This window comes from Pseudomonas capsici, assembly GCF_017165765.1.
Taxonomy (GTDB): domain Bacteria; phylum Pseudomonadota; class Gammaproteobacteria; order Pseudomonadales; family Pseudomonadaceae; genus Aquipseudomonas; species Aquipseudomonas capsici.
This window is the reverse complement of sequence record NZ_JAFGZD010000004.1, coordinates 254,163-273,572: the sequence shown is the minus strand read 5'-3', so window position 1 is coordinate 273,572 and position 19,410 is coordinate 254,163. Positions and strand designations below refer to the sequence as shown.

Annotated in this window: 18 protein-coding genes; 5 read left to right on the top strand and 13 right to left on the bottom strand. The window is 60.5% G+C overall.

Annotated elements, in window-relative coordinates:
* Positions 1 to 140: 140 nt before the first annotated feature.
* From hflC to JSY17_RS07615, 9 genes are all read right to left on the bottom strand, one after another.
* Entirely contained in the window at positions 141 to 1,010 is an 870-nt protein-coding gene (gene hflC / locus JSY17_RS07655) for a protease modulator HflC (protein WP_117186669.1), read from the bottom strand.
* A complete protein-coding gene (hflK, locus tag JSY17_RS07650; protein ID WP_117167318.1) occupies positions 1,010 to 2,188 on the bottom strand; it encodes an FtsH protease activity modulator HflK in 1,179 nt (392 codons plus the stop codon). Before hflK ends, hflC begins: the two co-directional genes overlap by 1 nt.
* Before the next feature lie 96 nt (positions 2,189 to 2,284).
* Positions 2,285 to 3,586, bottom strand: a complete 1,302-nt coding sequence (gene hflX, locus JSY17_RS07645; protein ID WP_117167317.1) for a ribosome rescue GTPase HflX — start codon at positions 3,584 to 3,586, stop codon at positions 2,285 to 2,287.
* Positions 3,587 to 3,598: 12 nt separating this feature from the next.
* Positions 3,599 to 3,859, bottom strand: a complete 261-nt coding sequence (hfq, locus tag JSY17_RS07640) for an RNA chaperone Hfq (protein ID WP_025258296.1) — start codon at positions 3,857 to 3,859, stop codon at positions 3,599 to 3,601.
* A gap of 91 nt (positions 3,860 to 3,950) precedes the next feature.
* Entirely contained in the window at positions 3,951 to 4,922 is a 972-nt protein-coding gene (miaA, locus tag JSY17_RS07635; RefSeq protein ID WP_117167316.1) for a tRNA (adenosine(37)-N6)-dimethylallyltransferase MiaA, read from the bottom strand.
* Entirely contained in the window at positions 4,923 to 6,872 is a 1,950-nt protein-coding gene (gene mutL, locus JSY17_RS07630) for a DNA mismatch repair endonuclease MutL (RefSeq protein WP_232849328.1), read from the bottom strand.
* Positions 6,872 to 8,287, bottom strand: a complete 1,416-nt coding sequence (locus JSY17_RS07625) for an N-acetylmuramoyl-L-alanine amidase (protein WP_117181619.1) — start codon at positions 8,285 to 8,287, stop codon at positions 6,872 to 6,874. Before JSY17_RS07625 ends, mutL begins: the two co-directional genes overlap by 1 nt.
* A 14-nt stretch (positions 8,288 to 8,301) precedes the next feature.
* The gene (gene tsaE / locus JSY17_RS07620; protein ID WP_162880573.1) at positions 8,302 to 8,772 is read right to left on the bottom strand and encodes a tRNA (adenosine(37)-N6)-threonylcarbamoyltransferase complex ATPase subunit type 1 TsaE; all 471 of its coding nucleotides are present in this window, start codon (positions 8,770 to 8,772) and stop codon (positions 8,302 to 8,304) included.
* Positions 8,760 to 10,256, bottom strand: a complete 1,497-nt coding sequence (locus tag JSY17_RS07615; RefSeq protein ID WP_206401514.1) for an NAD(P)H-hydrate dehydratase — start codon at positions 10,254 to 10,256, stop codon at positions 8,760 to 8,762. Before JSY17_RS07615 ends, tsaE begins: the two co-directional genes overlap by 13 nt.
* Before the next feature lie 63 nt (positions 10,257 to 10,319).
* On the opposite strand from JSY17_RS07615, the gene queG reads away from it, so the two are divergent.
* A complete protein-coding gene (gene queG / locus JSY17_RS07610) occupies positions 10,320 to 11,414 on the top strand; it encodes a tRNA epoxyqueuosine(34) reductase QueG (RefSeq protein WP_122371001.1) in 1,095 nt (364 codons plus the stop codon).
* A gap of 51 nt (positions 11,415 to 11,465) precedes the next feature.
* Here the strand turns inward: queG and JSY17_RS07605 are convergent, their stop codons facing one another.
* Positions 11,466 to 12,074, bottom strand: a complete 609-nt coding sequence (locus tag JSY17_RS07605) for a trimeric intracellular cation channel family protein (RefSeq protein WP_117167310.1) — start codon at positions 12,072 to 12,074, stop codon at positions 11,466 to 11,468.
* Between the two features lie 99 nt (positions 12,075 to 12,173).
* Entirely contained in the window at positions 12,174 to 12,707 is a 534-nt protein-coding gene (gene orn, locus JSY17_RS07600) for an oligoribonuclease (RefSeq protein WP_117167309.1), read from the bottom strand.
* 107 nt (positions 12,708 to 12,814) lie between these two features.
* Between orn and rsgA the strand changes: the two genes are divergently transcribed.
* Complete coding sequence (gene rsgA / locus JSY17_RS07595; RefSeq protein WP_206401516.1) at positions 12,815 to 13,846, top strand: small ribosomal subunit biogenesis GTPase RsgA; 1,032 nt, start codon at positions 12,815 to 12,817, stop codon at positions 13,844 to 13,846.
* Between the two features lie 55 nt (positions 13,847 to 13,901).
* On the opposite strand, the gene motB is transcribed toward rsgA, so the two are convergent.
* Positions 13,902 to 14,927 (bottom strand): flagellar motor protein MotB, encoded by a 1,026-nt coding sequence (gene motB, locus JSY17_RS07590; RefSeq protein WP_117186674.1) that lies wholly within the window; start codon positions 14,925 to 14,927, stop codon positions 13,902 to 13,904.
* Positions 14,928 to 14,930: 3 nt separating this feature from the next.
* Positions 14,931 to 15,782 (bottom strand): flagellar motor stator protein MotA, encoded by an 852-nt coding sequence (motA, locus tag JSY17_RS07585; RefSeq protein WP_117181631.1) that lies wholly within the window; start codon positions 15,780 to 15,782, stop codon positions 14,931 to 14,933.
* Positions 15,783 to 15,984: 202 nt separating this feature from the next.
* Here motA and JSY17_RS07580 point away from each other — a divergent pair, with 202 nt between their 5' ends.
* From JSY17_RS07580 to asd, 3 genes are read left to right on the top strand one after another with little or no spacing between them, the layout of a single operon-like run.
* Positions 15,985 to 17,520 carry an HDOD domain-containing protein gene (locus JSY17_RS07580; protein ID WP_206401517.1) on the top strand — a complete coding sequence of 512 codons (1,536 nt, stop codon included), beginning with the start codon at positions 15,985 to 15,987 and terminating at the stop codon, positions 17,518 to 17,520.
* Between the two features lie 44 nt (positions 17,521 to 17,564).
* Positions 17,565 to 18,380, top strand: coding sequence for a rhodanese-like domain-containing protein (locus tag JSY17_RS25620; RefSeq protein ID WP_206401518.1), 816 nt, complete (start codon positions 17,565 to 17,567; stop codon positions 18,378 to 18,380).
* Between the two features lie 48 nt (positions 18,381 to 18,428).
* Positions 18,429 to 19,292: an archaetidylserine decarboxylase gene (asd, locus tag JSY17_RS25615; RefSeq protein WP_200998333.1), complete on the top strand. Its 864-nt coding sequence runs from the start codon at positions 18,429 to 18,431 to the stop codon at positions 19,290 to 19,292.
* The last annotated feature ends 118 nt before the right edge of the window (positions 19,293 to 19,410 follow it).

Here is a 19,410-nt window from a genome sequence, read left to right as displayed (position 1 = left end):
TTGCCGCCCGCCGGGTTGGCTGCGGCCAATCAATCGTGCAGACGCAAAAAAGCCGGGAATTTCCCGGCTGCCGCATCATACACACGTTTTACCGTACGATCACCCCACCGGGCGGTTTTGCCGCCCGGCGGGTTGATGAATTACGGCTTGGCTTTTTCCAGGAAGCGGAAGAACTCGCTGCCCGGATCAAGCACCATCACGTCACTCTTGTTCGTGAAGCTTTCGCGGTAGGCACGCAGGCTACGATAGAACGCGTAGAACTCCTGGTCCTGACCATAAGCCTTGGAGTAGATCGCAGCAGCCTGGGCATCGCCGTCACCGCGTGTCTCTTCCGACTCGCGATAGGCTTCAGCCAGCAGCACACGGCGCTGACGATCGGCGTCGGCACGAATACCTTCAGCCAGTTCGTTACCCTTGGCACGATGCTCACGCGCTTCACGCTCACGCTCGGTGCTCATGCGCTCGAAGACGCTGCGGTTGACTTCCTTGGGCAGGTCGATGGCCTTGACCCGGACATCGATCACTTCGATACCCAGCTCTTTCTCGGCCATGCGGTTCAGGGAGCCGGTGATGTCAGCCATCAGTGCGTCACGCTCACCCGACACGACTTCGTGCAGGGTGCGCTTGCCGAACTGGTCGCGCAGGCCGGACTCCAGACGACGCGACAGGCGCTCGTCGGCAATCTGCTTGAGGCCGGAAGTCGCGGTATAGAAACGCTCCGCATCCTTCACGCGCCACTTGGCGTAGGCATCGACCATGACCGCTTTCTTTTCCAGCGTCAGGAAACGCTGGGTAGGCGCATCGAGCGTCAGCAGACGGCCATCGAACTTGCGCACCTGGTTCATGTAGGGAACCTTCACATGAAGACCCGGCGGCACATCGGCCTTCACCACACGACCGAATTGCAGCAGAACCGCACGTTCGGTCTGGGACACGATATAGAGGCTGTTCCAGGCAACGATTGCCAGCACCACGCCAACAATAAGGGTGATCAGCGATTTATTGCTCATCAGCGACTCTCCCTGGTACGTACATCGCGCTGCGGGGTATCGGGCGCTCGCGTGCCGACATCCGTTCCAGTCGCGGATGGACTACCGGAACCCGAAGTATTTCCGGTGCTGCCGCCACGACTGCTTTCGATCATCTTGTCGAGCGGCAGGTAAAGCAGATTGTTCTGACCCTTGTCGCCGGTCACGAGAACCTTGCTGGTGTTGCTGAAGACTTCCTGCATGGTGTCCAGATACAGACGCTGGCGGGTAACTTCAGGAGCCTTGCGGTATTCGGCCACCAGTTTGGTAAAGCGATCAGCCTCACCCTTGGCGCGGGAAACCACTTCATCGCGATAGCCGTTGGCGTCTTCGATGATGCGCTGGGCCTGACCACGGGCTTCCGGAATCACACCATTGGCGTAACTCTCGGCCTGGTTGCGGGCACGCTGCTCGTCTTCACGGGCACGGATCACGTCATCGAAGGCTTCCTGCACTTCACGCGGCGCAGCAGCGCTCTGTACGTTCACCTGAGTAATGGTGATACCGGTGCGATAGGTATCGAGGAAGCGTTGCAGACGCTCCTTGATTTCGCTGGCCATCAACTCACGACCTTCGGTCAGCACCTGATCCATCGCCGTGGAACCCACGACATGGCGCAGCGCACTTTCGGTCGCGTGCTGCAGGCTGATTTCAGGCTGATCGACGTTCAGCACGAAATCCTGCAGGTTGCTGATCTTGTACTGCACGGTCAGCGGCACTTCGACGATGTTTTCGTCTTCGGTCAGCATCTGACCCTGCTTGCTGTAGGCACGTTCGCGAGTCACGTTTTCCATGTACTTGCGATCGAACGGCGGGAAATAGATATTCAGACCCGAACCTACGGTTTCGTAGTATTGGCCGAAACGCAGAACGACAGCCTGCTCCTGCTCATCAACGACGTAGACGGCGTTGTAAAGCCAGAAAGCGAAAAGCACGACAAGGCCGATGCCCAGCAGGCCGAAGCCACCGCCGCCACCCGAACCACTGCCATTACCGTCACCGCTGCGTTTCTTACCGCCGCCGAACAACCCATTCAGGCTTTCCTGCAGCTTACGGAAGGCCTCGTCGAGATCAGGTGGTCCCTTGCGGTCGCCGCCACGGCGTTTTCCACCCCAGGGATCTTGATTATTCGAGTTGCCACCCGGCTCATTCCAAGCCATAGCGCTCTCCATCTGATAAAGCAAAGACGCGCCCACGGCGCGCCAACCAATGCTACAGAATGCCCGTTAAAGCCGTACAATGGCTTTACCGCGCTTTTATTGCAAAGTGTGTTGCTCAATGAACTCCAGTGGCTGCAGTCCTTCGCGACTCACCAGGCGATTGAATTCGACTCGCGGCAGACGAACTGCCAACAGGCTGGCACCTTCTTCGTCATGGTTTTCGCTCTGCACCGCGCCCAACTCAAAAAACTGTGCGCGCAGTCGAGCAAAACGCTGAGGCAAACGCAAGGTGCCGACAAACAAATCGTCACCCAGCAACTCGGCCACAGCCTGCTTGAGCAGATCCAACCCTCGACCGTCACGCGCAGACAACCAGACACGCTGCGGCTTGCCATCGGCATCGCGCTGTATCTGAGGGTCCACGCCTTCCAGCAAATCGAGTTTGTTATACACCTCAAGTATCGGCAAGCCCTCGGCGCCGATCTCTCCCAGCACCGCCATGACCTGTTCGATCTGCGACATGCGGTCAGGCTCATGGGAATCGATGACATGCAGCAGCAGGTCCGAGTTGCTCGACTCTTCGAGCGTCGCCCGGAAAGCCTCGACCAGCTTGTGCGGCAGGTGACGGATGAAACCCACGGTATCGGCCAGAACGATCGGCCCGAGGTCGTCGAGTTCCAGACGACGCAGGGTCGGATCGAGGGTCGCGAACAACTGGTCGGCCGCGAACACTTCGGAATCCGTTACCGCATTGAACAGCGTCGATTTGCCGGCGTTGGTATAACCCACCAGTGAAACCGAAGGGATGTCGGCACGCTTGCGCCCTCTGCGGGCCTGATCGCGCTGACTGCGTACCTTTTCCAAGCGCGCCTTGATCTGCCGCAGGCGAACCCGAAGCAGGCGACGGTCCGTTTCCAGCTGGGTTTCACCCGGCCCACGCAGACCGATACCACCTTTCTGACGCTCAAGGTGAGTCCAGCCACGAACAAGACGGGTACTCATATGCTCAAGCTGGGCCAGTTCGACCTGCAGCTTGCCTTCGTGAGTGCGCGCACGTTGCGCGAAGATGTCCAGAATCAGACCGGTGCGGTCCAGCACGCGACACTCGAATGCACGCTCGAGGTTACGTTCCTGGCTGGGCGAAAGGGTGTGATTGAAAATGACCAGATCGACCTGCTCGGCCTTGACCTGGTCGCGAAGCTCTTCGACCTTGCCTGTACCGATCAGGTATTTGGCCGATGGCCGATGACGCGGCACGTTGATAAACGCGACGGTATCGGCACCAGCCGATACGGCCAGCTCCTGAAACTCCTGCGGATCTTCGCGCGCCTCAGGGTCCTGACCATCCAGGTGAACGAGAATTGCCCGCTCACCACCACTGTGGCGCTCAAAGAACAAGGCAGACTCCTATCAGGCGTTACCTGGCTCAGCGTCACCAGAATCGGAATCGGTAGCGCTAGGCAGGCGAATCGGACGGACAGGAACAACTGTGGAGATTGCGTGCTTGTAGACCATCTGGCTGACAGTGTTTTTCAGCAGGATGACGAACTGGTCAAAAGACTCGATGGTGCCTTGCAGCTTGATGCCGTTAACCAGATAGATCGAAACCCCGACCTTCTCTTTACGTAAGGTATTCAGGTAAGGGTCTTGTAGCGAATGCCCTTTTGACATGTGCCGCACTCCTTTAAGGATCAATAATAATAAAACGAATTCAATTGGCTTGACCGACCACCCCCCAAGGATAGACGGCAATTGCAAGGACTCAGCCCAATATGGAGGCCGATCCCAGGTATTTCAAGGTGCGTGGCAGATTGTCGCGTGCCAGGCTGTCCAACCAGTGCAAATTCTCCCAACTGCGTAACCAGGTGAACTGCCTTTTAGCCAGCTGGCGCGTGGCAATGATGCCCCGTTCCTGCATTTCTTCCCGTGTCAGCTTCCCATCCAGGTGATCCCAGACCTGGCGATAACCGACAGCTCTTATCGATGGCAACCCTGAATGCAGGTCTCCTCTTGAGCGCAAAGCCAGTACTTCGTCCAGAAACCCCTGATCCAGCATTTGCAAAAAGCGTAGCGCGATGCGGTCATGTAACACCTTGCGATCAGCCGGAGCTATCGCGAGACTGGCAACAGTATAGGGCAATTGCTGACGCCCGGACGCTGTGGCTTGAGCAGTTTGCTCAGATTGTTGCTCGCGATGCGCCGTCATGCTCATCCCGCTGACCCGATATACCTCCAGAGCCCTGATCAGACGCTGCGGATCGTTGGGGTGGATACGTGCCGCAGACACCGGGTCCACGGCGGCCAACTGATCATGCAGCGCCTGCCAGCCATGGGCCTTTGCCTGGGCTTCAAGCTCGGCTCGAACCCGGGCATCGGCGGCAGGCATATCGGCAAGCCCGTCCAATAGAGCCTTGAAATACAACATAGTGCCGCCCACCAGCAAAGGAATATTTCCCCGCGCGGTAATTTCGGCCATGGCGGCCAGTGCGTCAGTGCGAAAATCGGAGGCACTGTAGCTTTCGGACGGATCGAGAATATCGATCAGACGGTGGGGAAATTCGGCCAGTTGCTCCCGGGAAGGCTTGGCCGTACCGATATCCATGCCGCGATAGACCAGCGCCGAATCGACGCTGATCAGCTCGCAGGGCAGGACTTTGGTCAGCTCGATGGCAAGATCGGTCTTGCCGGCGGCAGTTGGCCCCATGAGAAAGATGGCCGGAGGCAAAGCATTCATTCAACGACCGCGCAGGAATAATTTGTCCAGGTCGTCCAGCCCCATCTGGGTCCAGGTGGGTCGACCATGGTTGCATTGGCCGCTGCGCTCGGTGTTTTCCATATCGCGCAGCAAGGCATTCATTTCCGGGATGGCCAGACGGCGATTGGCCCGAACCGCGCCATGACACGCCATGGTGCCCAGCAGTTCGTTGATATGCGCCTGTACCCGGTCGCTGGTGCCATATTCCATCAGATCGGCCAGCACATCGCTGACCAGACGGTTCGCCTCGGCCTGCTTGAGCAGGGCCGGAATCTGCCGGATGGCCAGGGTTTCCGGGCCAAGGCGTTGCAACTCGAAGCCCAGTCGCTGGAAGGTCGCGACATGCTCTTCGGCACAATCGGCCTCGCGCTGACTCACCGCCAGCGACTCGGGCACCAGCAACGGCTGCCCGCTCAGACCTTCACTGGCCATGGCGATTTTCAGGCGCTCATACATGATGCGCTCGTGAGCGGCATGCATATCCACCAGCACCAGCCCGTGGGCGTTTTCGGACAGGATATAAATACCCTTGAGCTGCGCCAGCGCGTAACCCAATGGCGGAATGTCGCTCCGGGACTCGGGCAGCGAAGCCGGTGCAGCTTCGGGCAACGGCGCAAAAAACTCGCGATAGGCACTTTGCGCTTCGGCCACGGGCAGTGCGGAAGCCGGACGTGGCGTGTACTGATACTGATAGCCACTGCCCGAACCACCCGAACCACCGGACGCAGGTCGTGCATAAGGCTCGCCCTGAGGCTGCTCCAGCACATTGTTCGCCAGACGCATTTCGCCCTGCGGCCCGAACTCTCCGGCCTGCGGACCGCTGGGACGCTCGACCACGGGTATCGGCGCGCTGGTCAACTGATCGTCGGGGCGCACATCCCCCAGAGCACGATGCAGGGTGCCGTACAGGAAATCATGCACCATGCGCCCGTCACGGAAGCGCACTTCATGCTTGGTCGGGTGAACGTTGACGTCCACGGCAGCCGGATCCAGCTCGAAAAACAGCACGAACGTCGGGTGCCGGCCATTGAACAGCACGTCGCGATACGCCTGACGGACCGCGTGGGCCACCAGCTTGTCGCGCACTGCACGGCCATTGACGAAGAAATACTGAAGATCCGCCTGGCTGCGCGAGAACGTCGGCAAGCCGACCCAACCCCACAGATGCAGGCCATTGCGCTCGATTTCTATCGGCAGCGCCTGCTCCAGGAAGCCCGACCCGCAGACCGCCCCGACACGACGCGCTCGCGCAGTATCGTCATGGGCTTCGTGCAGGCTGAGCACCGTCTTGCCATTGTGGCGAAGGTGGAAAGCGACATCGAAACGCGCCAGCGCCATGCGCTTGATGACTTCCTGCAAGTGATCGAATTCGGTCTTTTCGGCCTTGAGGAACTTGCGACGCGCCGGCGTATTGAAAAACAGATCCCGCACTTCGACCGAAGTACCGACCGGATGCGCAGCAGGCTGCACACGCGGCGCCATGTCGCGGCCTTCGGTTTCGACCTGCCAGGCCTTGTCGGCATCGCGGGTGCGGGAAGTCAGGGTCAGGCGCGCCACGGAACTGATCGACGCCAGTGCCTCTCCCCGGAACCCCAGGCTCATGACCCGCTCGAGGTCTTCCAGCTCGCGAATCTTGCTGGTGGCATGTCGCGCCAGTGCAAGAGGCAGGTCATCGGCAGAAATGCCACTGCCATCATCACGGACTTTCAACAGTTTGATACCGGCCTGCTCGACATCGACATCAATGCGCCGGGCACCGGAATCCAGGCTGTTTTCCAGCAGTTCCTTGATGACCGAAGCCGGGCGCTCGACCACTTCGCCTGCAGCGATCTGGTTGGCCAGTCGCGGGCTGAGCAGCTCGATCCGGGCCGCATTCAAGGCCCCGTTCGCGGTATCGGCCTGCTCGCCGTCGAGAAGAAGGTCACTCATTATTGCGCTGCGACCTCCGTGCTCGGGATGTTCAGGTCCTGGCCGATGCGCAAGGCATCGGTCTTCAGGTTGTTGGCATTGCGCAAGGTCGCCACGCTCATGTCATAACGGGCAGCCACCATCGCCAGGGTTTCCCCGGAGCGCACCACATGGGTACGCGGCCCCTGCGCCAGCTTGCCGTTATCCCTCAGCCAGGCGATGTAAGTACCTTGAGGCGGGTTCTGCTGGAAGAACTGTTTGACGCCCGAGTTGATCGAGCGCGCCAGCGCCTGCTGGTGAGCGGCCGTGGTGAGCTTGTTGGCTTCGTTGGCGTTGGAAATGAAGCCGGTTTCCACCAGGATCGACGGGATGTCTGGAGACTTCAACACCATGAACCCGGCCTGCTCGACACGGGACTTGTGCAGGGACGTCACCCGCCCGATATTGCTCAAGACCTTCTGCCCGACGTTCAGGCTCGACGACAGCGAAGCCGTCATGGACAGGTCCAGCAGCACACCCGCCAGCATCCGGTCCTTGTCATCCAGGCTGACCGCACCGGCACCACCGATCAGGTCGGAACGGTTTTCACTGTCCGCCAGCCAGCGTGCGGTTTCGGAAGTGGCGCCCTTGTCGGACAAGGCAAACACCGAGGCACCAAAGGCTGCCTTTGAAGGTGCGGCGTCGGCGTGAATCGAAACGAAGAGGTCTGCGCCCTTGGCACGAGCGATTTCCGTACGCTTGCGCAGCGGAATGAAATAGTCGCCGGTGCGCGTCAGCTCGGCACGATAGCCCTTTTCACCATTGATCTGACGCTGCAGCTCCTTGGCGATGGACAGCACCACATGTTTCTCCTGCTGCCCTCTGCCGCCGGAAGCACCGGGGTCTTCGCCGCCATGACCGGCATCGATCACGACCACGATATCGCGCTTGCCATTGGGGACGGGGGTCAGCTTGATTTCGGGCTTGGCCGGGCTCACAGGAACGGCGGGGGCCGTATTGGCCACGTTGTCCGGGATGGTCGGGGCCGGATTGGCGTCGGCGGGATTGTCGAACAGGTCCACCACCAGACGGTTGCCGTACTGCTGGTTGGGCGCCAGGGTGAAGCTCTTGGGCGTGACCACCTTCTTCAGGTCGATGACCACCCGCAGGTCCGTTGGAGTACGCTGGGCCGAACGCATGCTGGTGATCGGCGTATTGGCCGTTGCCACGTTCAGGGGCCCGGCGAGGGTCGCGCCATTGATATCGATGACCAGGCGATCAGGCGATGTAAGCGTGAAAACACTGTGCTGGACAGGCCCGGACAGATCGAAAACCAGCCGGGTGTTATCCGGTGCACGCCATAAGCGGACACTTCGTACTTGGGTAGCGGCCAGCGCTTCGACGGCCATGGCCATCACCAGCAGGCCCACTACAGTAACCAGCGCGCGCATGCGCATACCTAACCCCATATCTATTTGAATTCCAAAGCCAAAGCGGCACACCAGGTTTCGCCACGCGAGCCTTGAGGGCTCAATGTTACAGACCGCCCCTGCTCATGCGGCCTAATGGTAATGGTCAGGTCGGGCTTTGGCAAAAAGCCTGTGCCACGCTGGGGCCATTCGATCAGGCAGAGCACATCCCCATCGAAGTAATCCCGCACGCCCATGAACTCCAGTTCTTCCGGATCCACCAGACGATACAGATCGAAGTGAAAGGCGCGTATCGAGCCGATTTCATAGGGTTCGACCAGGGTGAATGTCGGACTCTTGACCGCGCCGGCATGCCCTAGCCCACGGATCAGGCCACGGGAAAGCGTGGTCTTGCCCGCGCCAAGGTCACCTTCGAGAAAAATGACGCCTACACCCTGGGTGACCTGGCCCAGACGCGAGCCGAAGCCCATCATGGCCTCTTCGCCAGTCAAATGCAGCGTTAACTCAGACACGGTTGTAGCTCCTCCAATAACTGACGAATGGCTGGAATTGTATCGCTGGCCGCCAGCCCGCGACCTGAAGCTCCCGCCTGCTCCCCGGCGCGGGCATGCAACCAGACACCAAGACAGGCCGCATCGAATGGCGTCATATGTTGCGCCAGCAGCGCACCGATCAGCCCGGCCAGCACATCGCCCAGACCGGCCGTGGCCATGGCCGGATGACCGCGATCACACAAGGCAAGACGCCCATCGGGATCGGCAATCAGGCTGCCGCTGCCCTTGAGCACACAGACGGTATTGAATTTACGGGCCAGCGCACGAACCGCCGCCGGGCGATCTGCCTGGACTTCACCAGTGCCGATGCCCAACAGCCGCGCAGCCTCACCGGGATGCGGCGTGATGACGCTGTCTGGCGGCAGGCTGACAAAGCCGCCGGCCAGTTGATTCAAGGCATCGGCATCCCAGACCTGAGGTCGCCGGGCAACCGCCGCTGCCGACAACAGACTGCGCCCCCAGCTCGCCTGCCCCAGCCCCGGACCGACCACCAGCACGGCAGCCGGCTCGATCAGGGCCAGCAACTGATTGGCCGAATGAATCGCCGCACTCATGATTTCCGGCACTCTCACCAGCGCCGCAGGCACATGCTCGCTCCGGGTCGCCAGAGTGACCATGCCCGCGCCGCTGCGCAATGCGCTTTCGGCACTCAACAGGGCCGCGCCACCCAAACCATGCTCGCCGCCAATCACCAGAACACGCCCGTACAGCCCCTTGTGAGCGGCCCTGGGACGTGGCGCCAGCGCTGGCAGATTAAATGTATCGAGGCGTTTCGCACTGACCGGCGTCTGCGCGACCAGACTCGAATCCGCCTGCAAATCATCAAAGACCAGCTCACCGACCAGATCCACTGCATCACCGGTAAACAGCCCCAGCTTCAGTCCGATAAAAGTCACGGTCAGTTCGGCACGCACGGCAACCCCGAGGATTCGCCCGGTATCGGCACTCAGACCTGACGGAATATCCACCGCAGCGACCGGCAAGCCACTGGCGTTGATTGCCTTGATCGCAGACAGACAGGGCTCGCGCACTTCGCCGCTCAGTCCCGTACCCAGCAAGGCGTCCAGCACCACGCCGGATAACGCCTGGGCAGACCAGGGCTGAATATCCACTCCCGCGGCAACGGCCTCGCCATGGGCCGTGGCCGCATCCCCCGCCAGTGCGGCAGAATCTCCCACTGCCAGCACCCTCACCCGCCACCCGGCCTTGTGAGCCAGTGACGCCACCAGATACCCGTCACCGGCGTTGTTGCCGCGCCCGGCCAGCACCGTCAGCTCACCCGCCTGCGGCCACTGCCGACGCACCGCTCGCCAGGTCGCATGGGCTGCGCGCTGCATCAATTCCAGACCCGGCGTACCTGCTGCGATCAGTCGGGAATCCAGATCCCGGACCTGATCGGCACTGTACAGCGCGTCGGGTAAATGAGGTTTAGTGTCGAACATGCGTATCCGGGCTCCGATGTCTGGCAGAATTATACGCACCTTGGACCCGGTTTCTCTCTGCGCATGCCTGCTATTACTGCTGAACTTCCAACTTCCGACGACCTCACCAGCCTTGCGCAATCGATCAAGGAGTGGGGCCGTGAGCTGGGCTTTCAACAGGTCGGCATATCGGGGCTCGATCTGGCAGAGCATGAACAGCACCTGGAACGCTGGCTCAAGGCGGGTTACCACGGCGAAATGGACTATATGGCAGCCCACGGCAGCAAACGTTCCCATCCGGATGAGCTGGTGCCGGGCACGTTGCGGGTCGTGTCGCTGCGCATGGATTATCTGCCGGGCGATACCGAAATGGCCCAGCGCCTGACAGAACCGGAAAAAGCCTACGTCTCGCGTTACGCTCTGGGCCGCGATTATCACAAGCTGGTTCGCAAGCGCGTCCAGCAACTGGCCGAACGAATCCAGCAGGCGATCGGGCCATTCGGCTTCAGGGCCTTCGTCGACAGTGCGCCGGTGCTGGAGAAAGCCATCGCCGAACAGGCCGGGCTGGGCTGGATCGGCAAGAACACCCTGGTGCTCAATCGCAAGGCGGGCAGTTTTTTTTTTCTTGGCGAGCTGTTCGTGGACTTGCCGCTACCGGTAGATGCTCCGCACGCGACCGAGCATTGCGGACGCTGCACCGCCTGCCTGGACATCTGCCCGACAGCCGCCTTCGTCGGTCCTTACGTGCTGGATGCCCGACGCTGCATTTCCTACCTGACCATCGAACTCAAGACAGCCATTCCCGAAGAGTTGCGCCCTCTGATCGGCAACCGGGTATTCGGCTGTGACGACTGCCAGATCGTCTGCCCGTGGAACCGCTTCGCCCGTCCGACCGAGCAGAACGACTTCCAGCCACGCCACAACCTGGACAACGCCGGGCTGGCCGAACTCTTTATGTGGGATGAAGAAAAATTCCTCAGCAGCACCGAAGGCTCGCCGCTGCGACGTGCCGGTTACGAACGCTGGCTGCGCAATCTGGCGGTCGGACTGGGCAACGCCCCGTCCACCATCCCCGTCCTCCAAGCCCTGGAAGCGCGCCGCGACTATCCGTCGGAGATGGTGCGCGAACACGTGGAATGGGCGATTGGAAGGCACCAGGCTGCAAGCGGCAAGCTATAAGCTTCAAGCTTCAAGCTTCAAGCTTCAAGCTTCAAGCTGGGACGCTTGCAGCTACTGATCCTTATAGACGAACTTCGGCATTTCCCATTTGAAGCGGATCGCCAGCAAGCGCAGCAGGAGGCCGCCGGAGAGGGTGATCAGGATGCTCTGCTCGGTGGGCAGTTCCAGGTATTGGCACAGCAGAAAGCACCACGCAGCGAGAAAGGACACGCTGGCATAAAGTTCGCGGCGGAAAATCAGGGGGATGTCGTTGCAGAAGATATCCCGCAGGATGCCGCCGAACACGCCGGTGATTACACCGCATACCGAAGCGATCAGCATGCCGTGCCCGGCTTCCAGTGCAGTCATGCAGCCGATCAGGGTGAACGCCACCAGCCCCAGGGCATCGAGGACCAGAAACAGCGAGCGCAGGTGGCGCATCAAGGGGGCGATAAAGATGGTCACCAGCGCCGCCACACTGGTCAGCACCAGGTATTCGGGGTGTTTGACCCAGGTCAGCGGGTAGTGCCCGATCAGCACATCGCGCACCGAACCGCCACCCAGCGCGGTGACACAGGCAATCAGGACAACGCCGAACCAGTCCATGCCACGACGCCCGGCAGACAGGGCACCGGTCATGGCTTCAGCAGTGATGGCTATCAGATAAAGCATCAGCAACATGGCGACTACACCTGCGACAAAGGCGCGCAGTCTAACCAGCGGATCAACGCACTGAAAGAGTGCAGCGAAGTTTATTCGCCGCACTCAAGAGCCCATCCGTTACTTGATGAAGTTCTCGCGATAGAAACGCAGCTCGGCAATCGACTCACGAATGTCGTCCAGTGCCAGGTGGGTGTTGCCTTTCTTGAAGCGCAACTCCGGCGACCAGCGGGCAGCCAGTTCCTTGAGGGTGGAAACGTCGAGGTTGCGGTAGTGGAAGTAGTTTTCCAGGGTCGGCATGTGCCGATACAGGAAACGGCGATCCTGGCAGATGCTGTTGCCGCAGATCGGCGAGCTGCGCTCCGGTACCCATTGCTTGATGAAGTCCAGAGTCTGCGCCTCGGCCTCGGCCATGCTGATGGTACTTTCGCGAACCCGCTGGGTCAGGCCCGAGCCGCCATGTTGACGGGTATTCCACTCGTCCATCCCGGCCAGCGTTTCGTCGCTCTGGTGGATGGCGATCACCGGCCCTTCGGCCAGCGTGTTGAGCTCACTGTCGGTAATGATCGTGGCCATTTCGATGATGACATCGGTGTCCGGGTCCAGGCCGGTCATTTCCAGATCGATCCAGATCAGGTTTTGCTTGTTCTGCATGTGACGACTCCTTGGCTAGGCTTCGCAGTTTAGCTCACCCCGGCGTGCTAGACTCCGCCCGATTCTATGTATGACCCAATCATTCGCTTTATCGACTCGGAACACCCATGGCCAAACGCCAACTCAATCGCCGCCAGAACTGGCGCATCGAAAAGATCCAGGGCGAACGCGCTGCCCGCGCTGCAAAACGCGAGACGCTGGCTCTGGAAACCCTGGAAGGCGGCGATCTCGGCCCCGAGCAGACCGGACTGGTGATCGCTCACTTCGGTGTGCAGGTTGAAGTCGAAGCTCAGGACGGCGAACAACGTGGCCAGGTTTTCCGCTGTCACCTGCGCGCCAACCTGCCAGCGCTGGTGACCGGCGACCAGGTGGTCTGGCGTGCCGGCAATCAGGGTATCGGGGTCATCGTGGCGCAACTGCCTCGCACCACCGAACTCTGCCGCCCGGACACTCGCGGCCAGCTCAAGCCGGTAGCAGCCAACGTCGACCTGATCGTGATCGTTTTCGCGCCGATGCCCGAGCCTCACGCCAACCTGATCGACCGCTATCTGGTAGCCGCCGAACATGCCGGGATTCATCCGCTGCTACTGCTCAACAAGGCCGACCTGATCGACGAGCAGAACGCTCCTGCACTCAATGCCCTGCTGGCGGTATACCGCACTCTGGGTTATCCGGTCATGGAGGTGTCGGCGCATCAGGGCGATGGTATGCAGCAGTTGCAAGCCCGTCTCGACGGCCATATCAGCGTGTTCGTGGGGCAGTCCGGCGTGGGCAAGTCTTCGCTGGTCAACAGCCTGCTGCCGGAAGTCGGCACACGGGTCGGCCCGCTGTCGGAACTGTCCGGCCAAGGCACTCACACCACGACCACCGCGCGCCTGTTCCACTTCCCCCGTGGCGGCGACCTGATCGACTCACCGGGCATTCGCGAGTTTGGCCTGGGCCATGTCAGCCGTGCCGATGTGGAAGCCGGCTTCATCGAGTTCAACGATCTGCTCGGCACCTGCCGCTTCCGCGACTGCAAGCATGACCGCGAACCGGGCTGTGCCCTGCTCAAGGCCCTGGAAGATGGCCGGGTTCAGCAGCAGCGCATGAACAGTTATCGCTCGATCATCGCCAGCCTGCCGCAAGACAGTTACTGAAGCGCACACAAAAACGCCGCGATCATCGCGGCGTTTTTGTATCGGTTGTCACCACTCAGTTTCTGGCTGGTTCAGCCCGTAACTGACCTTCCTCGAAGATATTCAGCTTTTGCCGAATCTCGTGAGGCTGGGCATACGCCTGCGGATCAGGTGGCGTAGTCGTGGATGCTCCCGGGGCGCCGGGGGCTGCTGGAGCCGCCGGTGCCGGAGCCGTCTGTGGCGCGCCGCCGGTGTTCTGGTCACCTTCGATACGCTGCTGGGCCTTCTTGGTCAGCACGACGATATCGATACGACGGTTCACCGGATTGAACGGATGCTCACGGTCATACAGCGCCGAAGAAGCATACCCGACCACTCGGGCGACCTGCGAATCAGGATAACCGCCTGCCACCAGCGCACGACGTGCAGCGTTGGCACGGTTTGCCGACAGCTCCCAGTTGCCGAACTCACCACTGCCCACGTAAGGCTTGGCGTCGGTGTGGCCGCTGATGCTGGTCTTGTTCGGCACCGTGCGAATGGTGTCGGCCATGGCCAGCAGGATGTCCTCGAAGTACGGCTTCAGGCGGGCGCTGCCGGAGTCGAACATGGGCCGGTTATCGGCATCCATGATCTGAATCCGCAAGCCATCCTGCGTGATCTCGAACAGAATCTGATCCTTGAACTTCTGCAGTTGCGGGTTCTCTTCGACCTTGTTCTGCAGCTCTTGCAACAGCATCTCCAGACGCTCCTGCTCGACCTGCTCGGCCTTGGACTCGGAGGTATCCGACTCGATCGGCACGGTATCCGGGGACGGAGTGGTCTTGACCTCGGGGTTGAGCGTCTGGTTGGGCGACATTTCGGGCGAACCGCCCAGATCGATCACATAGGGCGAGCCACTGTCAGTGAAGCCGACCGGGTCCTTGAAGTAACCGGCCACCGCGATCAACTGCTCGGGCGTGGCGGCAGACAGCAGCCACAGCACCAGGAAGAACGCCATCATCGCTGTCGCAAAGTCAGCGAAGGCGATCTTCCAGGCGCCACCGTGGTGACCTCCACCAAAGCGCTTTACGCGCTTGACGATTATCGGCTGATTATTTTCCATGACTTAACGACCGCGAACCGCTTGTTCCAGCTCGCTGAAGCTGGGCCGATGCGCTGGATACAGAACCTTGCGACCGAACTCCACGGCCAGCGAAGGCGGCATGCCGGAAGCCGAAGCCACCAGGGAAGCCTTGATGCACTCGTAGACGTTCATCTCTTCCTTGGCATCGTGCGCCAGGGAAGTGGCCAGCGGGCCGAAGAAGCCATAAGCCGCCAGAATACCGAAGAAAGTACCTACCAGAGCCGCACCTACGTGCATACCGATGGCAGCCTTGTCACCGGAACCCAGGGAAGCCATGGTGATCACGATACCCAGTACCGCTGCCACGATACCGAAACCGGGCATACCGTCGGCGATACCGGTAACGGCATGGGAAGGGTGCTCGAGCTCTTCCTTCATGCTCAACAGTTCCATGTCGAACAGGCCTTCGAGTTCGTGGGGCGCCATGTTGCCCGACGACATGATCCGCAGGTAATCGCAGATGTAGGCCGTCATGCGTGCGTCCTTGAGCACGCCAGGGTACTTGGCGAAGATCGGGCTGGAAGCCGGCTCCTCGATATCCCCTTCAATCGCCATCATGCCTTCGCGGCGGCTCTTGTTGAGAATCTCGTAAACCAGACCAAGCACTTCCAGGTAGTAGGCGTGGGTGAAACGCGTACCGAACATCTGCAAGGATTTCTTGAAGACGTGCATGGTCATATAGCCAGGGTTGGCCTGGAGGAATGCACCCAGGGCCGCACCACCGATGATCAGCACTTCATAGGGCTGAAACAGTGCTGCAATGTGGCCGTGGGATAGAACGTATCCGCCGAGCACGCTCGCGAAAACGACGATGATGCCGATAATTTTAGCCATAGGTAGAAAATACTTATCGAGTCGGGTTCAGGGACATGTGCGGAAACTCTTGTTCTACGTATCGGCCTCATTGGTCCAGACTATAGTCCGTTATTGTGAAAAACCAGTTCGCCATCAGAACAAAGGCTTGAAAAGAGCTGTCCAGCCCTGAAGAATCGCAGCCTGCGCTGCTTAAAAAAATCCAGCCGTAAAGGCCTTAGCAATGTCGACAGCAAGCTCCACGAAGCACTCGATCCCCAAGACCCTGGATGCCTGGATCCGGCATCTGGATGCTGTGGACTTGCCGATCCCGGTGGTGAACCACAATCATGTTCGCGATGCGCTGAAAGACAGCCGCAGCTCGCTGCGCGAAATCGCCGACATGATGCAGGAAAGCCCGGAACTGGTCTTGAGCGTGCTGCGCGAAGCCAACCATAAAAGCCATGGCATGGTGGAGCCGGCCGAAAGCCTGGAGATTGCAATCAACCGGCTGGGGCTGGCCCGTACCGAGGTCCTGCTCGGTCGTCTGCCTGCCAGGGACCCCAAGGACATACCGGCCGCTTTCCGACAGTTGATCCTTATCAGCCAGCATGCCACGCAACAGGCCAACGGCCTGTTCGCCAGTCGCCTCGCCCGCCTCTGGCAGGACATCCACCTGGGCAGCCTGCTATTCCTTTCGCCCTTGTGGCCCATGGCACTTGCGCACCCCAAACTTCTGGAAGACTGGGAAGTACGGGTCATTCACAAGGGCGAGTCCAGCAGCGTGGTCGAGAAAGAGCTGTTCGGCGTCAGCCTGCTGGAACTGTGCCTGGCACTGGCCGAATTCTGGCGCCTGCCGGTCTGGGTCACTCGCGGTTACAAAGTTCTGATCAACGAACGACGCGAGTTGGTCAAATCTCTGCACATCGCTCGGGAAGATCAAGACCCGTTGCGCCAGCAGCAACTCATGGATGCCGACCCGAACCTGCGTCGCTGGCTGAATCAACCGGCCAATACCGTGCTGCTGGGCAACGGCCTGGCGCTGTCCGCCCAACAGGCCTGGAACAGCCCGCATTGCCTGCGCTGGGAACGGCTCGCCAGCCTTTACCTGCAACTGCCGCTGGCGGAAATCCAGCAACAGGCCCATCAGAATGCCGCCAGCAGCGCTCGCATACATGCCGAAGCCGACTTGTGGCATCCGGCCGAATCACTGATCTGGCCCTGGGATGCCCGACGCATCAGACGCGACAACGATGTTGCCCCCCCGCCCTCGGCCGACGCCTTGCAACAGTGGCGCAAGCAGTGCGCCGAATTGCTGGTCGAACCCACGCCGTTCATCAACTCCATGCACCTGACCACAACCGCTCGCGATGCCCTGGTGGCCTGTGGCATGGAGCGGGTCATGCTGCTGATGGCGGACAAGACGGCCAGCGTGGTGCGCGTGCATCTGGCTGGCGGGCTGCCGCCTGAGGTTTCGGGCCTGCAGTTCTCCATAAAAGACAGCACGGTCCTGCAGCGTTTGCTGACCCAGCCGACCCAATTGCGTATCACCCCGACCAACCACGCACAGTTCACGGCGCTGCTGCCTGCCGCTCTGAAAGGCATTTTCAGGGGCGAACACTGGCTGATCCGCTCACTGGGCAACAACGGCAGGGTCCTGCTACTGGTGGTCGCGGACCAAGGTGGAGGTCCATTGTCGGAAATATCCGTTCAGGCATTCGGAAAAACCGCGCAATGCATTGAGCGATCACTGGCTATCTTTAGCCAACGCAAAGCCTGAGGCCTGGCGTACAATTCGCACTTCCCCTTTAAAGGAGGCTGCAAATGTCCGTCTTCACTGGTTTGCCGTTGGTCATCGAGCCACAAGATCTGCTTGAGCGCCTTGACGCCCCGCAACTGATCCTCGTCGATCTGACCAGCAGCGCCCGTTACGAGGCTGGTCATATCCGCGGTGCCCGCTTCGTCGACCCGAAACGTACGCAACTGGGCCAGCCTCCCGCGCCAGGCCTGCTGCCTGCTCATGGGGATCTGGAAAAACTGTTCAGCGAACTCGGTCACAACCCGGATGCCGTCTATGTCGTCTATGACGACGAAGGCGGTGGCTGGGCCGGACGCTTCATCTGGCTGCTGGATGTCATCGGCCAAACTGGCTACCACTATCTGGATGGCGGTGTACTGGCCTGGGAAGCTCAATCCCTGCCGCTGACCACCGATGTACCGGCAGTTGCGAACACGCCCGTGACCCTGACCCTGCATGGCGAGCCCACTGCAACCCGCGAATATCTCCAGTCCCGTCTCGGCGCTGCCGATCTGGCGATCTGGGATGCCCGCGGTCCGACCGAGTATTCGGGAGAAAAAGTCGTGGCAGCCCGAGGCGGCCATATCCCTGGCGCAGTCAACTTCGAGTGGACTGCCGGCATGGACAAGGCCCGCAACCTGCGCATTCGCCAGGACATGCCACAGATTCTGGAAAACCTGGGCATCACTCCCGACAAGGAAGTGATCACCCACTGCCAGACCCACCACCGCTCAGGCTTCACCTATCTGGTGGCCAAGGCTCTGGGCTATCCACGGGTCAAGGCTTACGCCGGATCATGGGGCGAATGGGGCAATCACCCGGACACCCCGATCGAGAAGTGACATCAGCGCCAAACGAGTCGGCTCCCCCTTCAAGCTTTAGGAATATAAATGAAAGAGCGTCTGTTCATCCTTAGTCAGTACCTGCTGCCACACCATCTTCTGTCTCGTCTGGCGGGCTGCGTTGCCGAGTGCCGCGTGCGCTGGTTCAAGAATGCCTTTACTGCGTGGTTCGCCCGTCGCTATCAGGTGGACATGTCTCAGGCCCAGGTCGAAGACCTCACTGCCTACGAGCACTTCAACGACTTCTTCACCCGTGCCCTGAAGCCGGACGCACGCCCGCTGGACACCACTCCGGGTGCCATCCTGTGCCCGGCCGACGGTGCCATCAGCCAGTTGGGCCCTATCGAGCATGGCCGTATCTTCCAGGCCAAGGGCCACAGCTTCAGCGCACTGGAACTGCTGGGTGGCGATCCGAAACTCTCGGCTCCGTTCATGGGTGGCCAGTTTGCGACGGTCTACCTGTCGCCCAAGGACTACCACCGCGTCCATATGCCTCTTGCCGGAACCTTGCGCGAAATGGTCTACGTGCCAGGTCGCCTGTTTTCGGTCAACCAGACCACCGCCGAAAACGTTCCGGAGCTGTTTGCCCGCAATGAGCGCGTCGTCTGCCTGTTCGATACCGAGCGCGGCCCGATGGCCGTGGTACTGGTCGGCGCAATGATCGTTGCCTCGGTGGAAACCGTCTGGGCCGGACTGGTCACACCGCCGAAGCGCGAACTGAAGACCGTGAGCTATGACGAAGCCGCACGCGCGCCCATCCATCTGGAAAAAGGTGCCGAAATGGGCCGTTTCAAGCTGGGTTCCACCGCTATCGTGCTGTTTGGCCCGGATCAGGTGAAATGGGCCGAGGAGCTGACCGCCGGCTCCAAGGTGCAAATGGGACAAGCAATGGCAGCGCCCGTACAGGCCTGAAACATCTCCTGACCTGAAAAGCACAGGCTCCTCGGAACCTGTGCTCGGGCCTGAGCTCCAACGGGAGCAGACAAGTACTGGCATGAGGCCATAAAAGCTGCGAGAACGCTTCGATGCT

Coding starts and splice junctions, on each gene's coding strand:
- hflC (WP_117186669.1), bottom strand. CDS start 1,010: ATGAGCAATAAATCGCTGATCACCCTTATTGTTGGCGTGGTGCTGGCA.
- hflK (WP_117167318.1), bottom strand. CDS start 2,188: ATGGCTTGGAATGAGCCGGGTGGCAACTCGAATAATCAAGATCCCTGG.
- hfq (WP_025258296.1), bottom strand. CDS start 3,859: ATGTCAAAAGGGCATTCGCTACAAGACCCTTACCTGAATACCTTACGT.
- miaA (WP_117167316.1), bottom strand. CDS start 4,922: ATGAATGCTTTGCCTCCGGCCATCTTTCTCATGGGGCCAACTGCCGCC.
- mutL (WP_232849328.1), bottom strand. CDS start 6,872: ATGAGTGACCTTCTTCTCGACGGCGAGCAGGCCGATACCGCGAACGGG.
- JSY17_RS07625 (WP_117181619.1), bottom strand. CDS start 8,287: ATGCGCATGCGCGCGCTGGTTACTGTAGTGGGCCTGCTGGTGATGGCC.
- JSY17_RS07615 (WP_206401514.1), bottom strand. CDS start 10,256: ATGTTCGACACTAAACCTCATTTACCCGACGCGCTGTACAGTGCCGAT.
- queG (WP_122371001.1), top strand. CDS start 10,320: ATGCCTGCTATTACTGCTGAACTTCCAACTTCCGACGACCTCACCAGC.
- JSY17_RS07605 (WP_117167310.1), bottom strand. CDS start 12,074: ATGTTGCTGATGCTTTATCTGATAGCCATCACTGCTGAAGCCATGACC.
- orn (WP_117167309.1), bottom strand. CDS start 12,707: ATGCAGAACAAGCAAAACCTGATCTGGATCGATCTGGAAATGACCGGC.
- rsgA (WP_206401516.1), top strand. CDS start 12,815: ATGGCCAAACGCCAACTCAATCGCCGCCAGAACTGGCGCATCGAAAAG.
- motB (WP_117186674.1), bottom strand. CDS start 14,927: ATGGAAAATAATCAGCCGATAATCGTCAAGCGCGTAAAGCGCTTTGGT.
- motA (WP_117181631.1), bottom strand. CDS start 15,782: ATGGCTAAAATTATCGGCATCATCGTCGTTTTCGCGAGCGTGCTCGGC.
- JSY17_RS07580 (WP_206401517.1), top strand. CDS start 15,985: ATGTCGACAGCAAGCTCCACGAAGCACTCGATCCCCAAGACCCTGGAT.
- JSY17_RS25620 (WP_206401518.1), top strand. CDS start 17,565: ATGTCCGTCTTCACTGGTTTGCCGTTGGTCATCGAGCCACAAGATCTG.
- asd (WP_200998333.1), top strand. CDS start 18,429: ATGAAAGAGCGTCTGTTCATCCTTAGTCAGTACCTGCTGCCACACCAT.